Annotated in this window: 7 protein-coding genes; 1 reads left to right on the plus strand and 6 read right to left on the minus strand. The window is 29.8% G+C overall.

The window, feature by feature from the left end:
* Positions 1-9: 9 nt before the first annotated feature.
* From BUB63_RS05490 to BUB63_RS05505, 4 genes are all read right to left on the minus strand, one after another.
* Positions 10-1,323, minus strand: coding sequence for an LCP family protein (locus BUB63_RS05490; protein WP_073248313.1), 1,314 nt, complete (start codon positions 1,321-1,323; stop codon positions 10-12).
* Between the two features lie 184 nt (positions 1,324-1,507).
* Entirely contained in the window at positions 1,508-3,046 is a 1,539-nt protein-coding gene (locus BUB63_RS05495; RefSeq protein WP_073248315.1) for an alpha-amylase family glycosyl hydrolase, read from the minus strand.
* Entirely contained in the window at positions 3,043-3,540 is a 498-nt protein-coding gene (locus BUB63_RS05500; RefSeq protein WP_073248317.1) for a DUF6106 family protein, read from the minus strand. Before BUB63_RS05500 ends, BUB63_RS05495 begins: the two co-directional genes overlap by 4 nt.
* Positions 3,541-3,545: 5 nt before the next feature.
* Positions 3,546-4,037 (minus strand): hypothetical protein, encoded by a 492-nt coding sequence (locus tag BUB63_RS05505; protein ID WP_073248319.1) that lies wholly within the window; start codon positions 4,035-4,037, stop codon positions 3,546-3,548.
* A 94-nt stretch (positions 4,038-4,131) separates the two neighbouring features.
* Between BUB63_RS05505 and BUB63_RS05510 the strand changes: the two genes are divergently transcribed.
* Complete coding sequence (locus tag BUB63_RS05510; RefSeq protein WP_073248321.1) at positions 4,132-4,659, plus strand: class IV adenylate cyclase; 528 nt, start codon at positions 4,132-4,134, stop codon at positions 4,657-4,659.
* Positions 4,660-4,810: 151 nt separating this feature from the next.
* On the opposite strand, the gene BUB63_RS05515 is transcribed toward BUB63_RS05510, so the two are convergent.
* Positions 4,811-5,716, minus strand: a complete 906-nt coding sequence (locus tag BUB63_RS05515; protein ID WP_073248323.1) for an AEC family transporter — start codon at positions 5,714-5,716, stop codon at positions 4,811-4,813.
* The gene (locus BUB63_RS05520; protein ID WP_027309232.1) at positions 5,713-6,135 is read right to left on the minus strand and encodes an acyl-CoA thioesterase; all 423 of its coding nucleotides are present in this window, start codon (positions 6,133-6,135) and stop codon (positions 5,713-5,715) included. The genes BUB63_RS05515 and BUB63_RS05520 overlap by 4 nt, the downstream gene beginning before the upstream one ends.
* Positions 6,136-6,207: the final 72 nt, after the last annotated feature.

The raw sequence follows: 6,207 nt of genomic DNA on the forward strand, positions 1-6,207 counted from the left end.
GGGCACTTTTTACTGTCCTTTATTTTGTTCACCTGTATTTTGGCCATCGTTATTTTGCTGACTTGTCCCTTGGTTATTTTCTGAGTGGTTACTCTCCTGTTCATTTCCACCCTGATTCGATTGACTACCTTGATCAGCATTTCCTTGGTTATTGTCTTGTTTATTGTTTTGCTCCGTTGTTGTATTTTGCTTATCTTTATCACTACTATTTATTTCGTCTTGTTTTTTGTTATCTATATAATCATCAACATCCTGTGAATCTGTCTTCTTTTTTGTCTCTTCCTTTGGTATTTCCAATTTTATAACCGGTGGTTTCTTCCCTCGTTTATCAATAGGCTTGTCTTGTGAATGATAGTTGTTTACCATATAAATAGGTGCATTTGATGAAGCTCCTGATGCTGAATATAAAAACTTTTCAAGCATAATAGCATTCTTTTGAAAATCAGGTATTAAAACACTCATACCATTCACATAGGTATCCTCAAAGGTATAATCAAAGGGCACCCTTGCCTTTTCAACTGGTGTATTTCCAAATTTATAGGCAGTGTATCCTATATTCATAAGTTTAGTTGTAGGAATATTTGTTTTTATATATGGAAGTACTGCCTTTGCTAACTCTGGCAGTTTAAATACACTTACACCTCTAACCTTATCAATTAAAAGTCCTAATACCTTTCTTTGTCTCTCGGTTCTCTCATAATCTCCATTACCTACTTTTCTTATTCTACAATAGGAAAGTGCCTGTTGCCCATTTAGTTTTTGATAGCCAGGTGCTGTAAGTAAAGTTGAGTTTTTGCCATTTACCTCTTTTATATATTTATTGATTTCATCTACTTCATAATCCTTAACCTCAACCTCTATTCCTCCAAGTGTATCAATAACATCTTGGAAGGCATTAAAATCTATGCAAATATAATATTGAACGTTAACCTGAAAATCCTCATATAAAGTTTTCATTAAAAGTTCTGGCCCACCTAATGTAAAGGCAGCGTTTATTTTATGAGGCCTGTACCCTGGTATTGGAACATACATATCCCTCATAAAGGATGTAAGTTTTATTGTTTTATTGTTGGTATCTAATGTTGCAAGTATTATAGAATCTGTTCTTGCAGCCTCTCCCTTTTCTCTTGCATCAATTCCTATTAAAAGTATATTTATAAAACCTTTTTCTTCTTCATATTCAAACTTTTGCCTTTCCTCTTCAGATGAAAAGAAATCCTTTGGAGTTGGAACGTGTATTGTATCATTTATATAGCAAAAAACGCCCAAAGTTAGTCCAATTAAAACAATTAATGGAATCAATATATATTTTAGCTTCTTCATATTAACCTCCCTAATGATAGTATATACCTAATATATTATGCCACAAAAATATAAAGGAGACAATTGAATTATATGAATAAAATGTAAAAAACTCTTAAACTACAATTAAAAATTTAAAAGGTTGAATTATATAAAAGAATAGCCATTTTGTTGTATTTTCTCAACAAAATGGCTATTATATGCTTTATTTATTTGTAAAAATCACATAATCATAGGGCTTGAGTTGATATTTTTGAACTCCGTTTTCTGTAACTTCTCCAGCATTTCCCTTGATTATTTTGTTAAATCCATTGTCATTAATTAGTTGCTTATCAATCAGTACATTTTCTTCCCTTATGTTTACAATAACAAGTCTCTTCTCGCCATTTTTATCCCTTATAAAAGAAACAGCAAGGGGTGTTGTATCAAAGGAGACTATATCTCCATATTTCATTACATCATCGCTTAATCTAAACTTAATAAAATCTCTATAGAAGTTAAGTAGTGAATTTGGATCCTTATCCTGTTCTTCTACAGATGGTGAATACTCTCCTACATTGTGTTTTATTAACTCCCACTTTGTTTGTCCTTGGCCAGTTGTTCTATACCACTTAAAGGGTTCCCTTATTTCTTCATCTGGTTTATGCCCCTTCATTCCTATCTCTTCACCATAATATATAAATGGATTTCCTGGTAAACTTAAATAAATTGCTGCTGCTGCCTTGTTCTTTTCTACACTATCAAGCCTTGACATAACTCTATCCATATCGTGGTTTGTTAAAAATGGTGCATCTACATAGTCTTTGTACTCTGCTTTATATGCATCATAGGTATACTTTAATCTTTGAGAGAACTTTGTAGAGAAGCCTGTGTTTAATGCCTCAATTATTTTTTCTGCAATGTTGAAATTGAAGCAGGAATCAAAGGCTGTAAAGAATGGTGCTATCTTTGATTCTGAATCCCAAACCTCCCCAACTATATATGTATCATTTTTAACGCTTCTTACATAGTTTGAAAATTCCTGCCACCAAGCAACTGTGTCCTTAAACCTCTTACCATCGTATATATGCAGTGCAGCATCTATTCTAAATCCATCAACACCTTTATCTATCCAAAACTTTGCTGCATCCTTTATTTCCTTTCTTACCTTTTTATTATCAAAATTCAAATCTGGCATCTCTGACCAGAAGGTAGCATAATAATAGTTTTTACTGTCCTTAGTATGCCAAGCCTTTTGTCCTATACCTGAAAGCTCTCTTAGATTTGTATCCTTATCTGACCAAATATAATAGTCCTTATACTTTCTGTCTCCCTTTAAAGCCTTTTCAAACCAAGGATGTTTGCTGCTGGTATGGTTTGGAACAAAATCTAATATTACTTTTATTCCATTTTCGTGTGCCTTCTTAACTAAATTTTCAAAGTCCTCCATTGTACCAAAATCCTTGTTTATTCCCTTATAATCCGTAACATCATATCCGTGATAGCTTGGTGATGGATATATAGGATTTAGCCATATTGCATTTGCTCCTAAACTTTTTATATAGTCTATTTTTTCAGCAACTCCCTTTAAGTCTCCTACTCCATCTCCATCAGAGTCATAGAAGGACCTAACAAAAATCTGGTAAACTACAAGTCCATCCTGTTTTGTTCTTGGTGCAATCGTTTGCTCTTTTTTAAAAAAGCACCCTACACTTGATAGTAGAGCAGCTAATGCTAAAAATAGTGCTAAAAATCGTTTTTTCATATTCTTTTCCCCCTGTTATATAAATTTATTAGTTTTAACATCTCCTCATCTGGTGCTATATACCCTGCCTTTTTACCCTGTTTGTTATATAAAAAAACATATCTATCCTCATTGCAATTCCAAGGTATAAACAAATTCTTCTTTGTTCCATCTAAAACCTTTATTTCACTTTCTTTACCGAAGGCTTCAAACTCCTTAACATCAATATCCAATAGTGTTTTTCTCTTTTGTTTGTTGTATATCGCATCTATTTGAAGGTTTCCATTTGTAAATATATACTCATATTCTGTATACTGCCTATTTCTCATATACAGCATTAAATATGTAATTATACTTAATAGTATAAAACCTATAAAAAACTTAATATTAAATGTAAACAAAGTAAAAAGCAAAGCTATTGAAGAAATGAATCCAAAAGCATAAATCAATACATTAAAGACTCCATAGAGACTATTTTTTTCTGTTCCTAAATGTTGCTCATAGAACTTGTCCATAAAAACTACCTCCTAAGTTTCGCAATCTTCGTAAATATTATATCATATAAATAGAATAATACCTGCAAAATTAAAAATAAAAATAATGTAATAAACTTCATATGACTTGTAATATTTATTGTAAATATATTTCCGCTTACCATATATACTAAAAATAAAATTGAATTAAACCACAAAAACTTAAACAATATTTTTTCCCTCCGGTTTAATGAAGACAGTTCTATAAAGTAGTTTATTATTGGATAGATACCTAAAAAGCTGTATATAATCCAACACAGACTATTACATCCAAAAATATAAAGTAAAATTAAAGAATAAAAATAGGCTATAAATCCAAAACTCACTCCACATTTTTTTATTGGATATGATAAAATAAAGGTTGTTATCAATATAATTATTAAGTTTAAAAATAATATATTGTTTAGTTTTTGTGAAGTTATCATTATCATAGAAGTTAGTGTTCCAACCAAAATTGATATATTTAAATCTCTCCTCATTCTATACACCCTTAAGCTAAAATTATAAAAAATATTAATAATATTTTACAATAATTTAAATAAAATTTCTACACTTTATTTTGGAGGAATTGCTATGAAGGAAATAGAGGTTAAAGTTTTAAATGTTGATTTGGAAAAAATAAAGGAAAAACTAAAATCTTTAAACGCAGAAAAGGTTAAGGAGGAAAATCAAAAAAACTACTTCTTTAGTCTGCCAAACGGGGAAAATGGCTATGTAAGAATAAGGATAATAGAAGATTTAATAGATAGAAAAGAAAAAATTACACTTTGCATAAAAAAAATATTTAAAACTGATTTTGCAAGACAAAATATAGAACACGAATTTGAAGTATCTGATTTTAATGAATGCATAAATTTTTTAAATGAATTAGGTATAAATGATTTTAAAAGGGAAGATAAGCATAGAGAAAGCTATATATTAAATGGTACATTAATAGAATTTGATACTTGGGATAAAAAAGTTTTCCCTATCCCATATATGGAAATTGAGGCTCCAAGTATTGAAGCTTTGGAGGATATATTAAAAATTTTAGACATACCAAAGGATAAAATAACATCAAAGGGACTTTTGGAGATTAAAAGGGATATGGGATTAATTTAGCTACATATTGTTAATAAAGCGACATTTATCACCTAAAATATAGTGGTAGGTAAATGTCGCTATTATTTATATCTAAACAAAAGCCTATTAAAAAAATGATATATAGATTTAAACCGATAAAGATTTCTTAGACATTTTTTCAATTATATTTCTACTTTAGCAGTATCAAAACGGCTGGAATAGTTACTACTGATAAGATAGTTGTTAAGAAAACAACCTTTGAGGCATATTCTGCATTTCCTCCATATTTTTCTGCCATAATAACAGTATTGGCAGCCGCAGGCATTGCTGTTATTATTACTGGAATGTTTAAATAAAAGTCCTTTAATCCAAATAGGTTCAAGATAAAATAAACTATTAAAGGAATTGAAATTAATCTAATAAAGGAACCAAAATATACTGAATATCCTTCAAAAATTGATTTTATCTTGGCATCTGCTAAAGTAGAACCAATTATAATCATAGAAAGAGGAGTTGTCATTGAACCGACCATTTCCAGAGTTTTAATAATAGGTGTAGGAAGTTCAACTGAGAAAAGGAATATGATTAAACCTATAAAAACTGATAATATTCCTGGGTTTAATATTGCCTTTCTTAAATTTTGTTTGTCCCCTCTGCCTGAAAATATAAAAACTCCAGCTGTCCACATCAATATATTAAAGGGTATATTAAAAAGTGCCGCATAGAAAAGTCCTATTTTACCATAAATACTCTCTACAACAGGATATCCCATAAAACCACAGTTTGAAAATACAGTTATAAACCAAAGAACTTTATATTCATCCTCATTAAACCTTTTATAAATTATACTTCCTAATAAGAGTAAAACTGTATGGATTACCGTTGATATTAAAAATAGTTTTATGCCTAAATTCAGCATATCCTTTGAGAATTTAAAATTGAAGGAGGCTATAATCATAAAAGGGAGTGTAACGTTTAATAAAAGCTCTGAAAGACTTTTATTTACCTGAAGATTTATAAATCCCCTTTTTCTTGATATATAACCCACCACCATAATTAAAAAAAGAACGATTACTTGAGTTACTATTGTATTCATCCTTTATCCTCCAAATTACTTACTATATTTTTTAAAAACAGTTCATATATTTCCTTATTAAATTTATTAAGTGCGATTGGTTTTAGGTTGTTATCGGTAAATCCGTGTACTGTATAACCTTCTGCTAAAAGTGTTCCTCCTCTATATACTTTATATCCAAATTTTACCTTAACTCTTGAAACTTCTAAAATACTTGCTTCTATTTCAATTAAATCATCATAATAGGAGGGACTTTTATATTTTACATTCACCTCTACTACAGGAAGCATAAGTCCTATTTCCTCAAGATGTCTATAATCAAATCCTAAACTCCTTAAAAGTTCTGTTCTTCCTACATCAAACCAAACTATGTAATTGGAATGATATACAATACCCATCCTATCAGTTTCCTTATACCTTACTCTAAACTGTGTCTTCATTTAAATCACTCCCTTCAATATATAATTTATCATAGTTTATGTTAAAAAAACATAACAAAATTGATTTTTAAA

Origin of the sequence: Caloramator proteoclasticus DSM 10124 (genome assembly GCF_900129265.1) — a bacterium.
Taxonomy (GTDB): domain Bacteria; phylum Bacillota; class Clostridia; order Clostridiales; family Caloramatoraceae; genus Thermobrachium; species Thermobrachium proteoclasticum.